Source organism: Alsobacter ponti (assembly GCF_024294805.1).
In the GTDB taxonomy this organism is placed as follows: domain Bacteria; phylum Pseudomonadota; class Alphaproteobacteria; order Rhizobiales; family Beijerinckiaceae; genus Alsobacter; species Alsobacter ponti.
Window position 1 is genome coordinate 1 of sequence record NZ_JANCLU010000056.1, and the last position, 572, is coordinate 572.

Below are 572 nucleotides of genomic sequence, written 5' to 3' on the forward strand. Positions count from 1 at the left end.
CGCGGGATCACGATCTCGACGGCGCATGTCGAGTACGAGACGCAGAACCGCCACTACGCGCACGTGGATTGCCCCGGGCACGCCGACTACGTGAAGAACATGATCACGGGCGCGGCGCAGATGGACGGCGCGATCCTGGTGGTGTCGGCGGCCGACGGCCCGATGCCGCAGACGCGCGAGCACATCCTGCTGGCGCGCCAGGTCGGCGTTCCGGCGCTGGTGGTGTTCATGAACAAGGTCGACATGGTCGACGACCCCGAGCTTCTCGAGCTGGTGGAGCTGGAGGTTCGCGAGCTTCTGTCGAAGTACGACTTCCCCGGCGACGACATTCCGATCGTCAAGGGCTCGGCGCTGTGCGCGCTGGAGGGCCGCAGCCCGGAGATCGGGCATGACGCGATCCTCAAGCTGATGCAGGAAGTGGACCGCTACATCCCGCAGCCGGACCGTCCGAAGGACCAGCCGTTCCTGATGCCTGTCGAGGACGTGTTCTCGATCTCGGGCCGCGGCACGGTGGTGACGGGGCGCATCGAGCGCGGCGTGGTGAAGGTGGGCGAGGAGATCGAGATCATCGG

The 572-nt window shown here is 66.8% G+C and carries 1 protein-coding gene; it reads left to right on the top strand.

Going from position 1 to position 572, the window contains the following annotated elements; genetic code table 11:
• The coding region (locus tag NK718_RS21855; RefSeq protein WP_254746847.1) for a GTP-binding protein at positions 1 to 572 on the top strand (572 nt) is incomplete at both ends.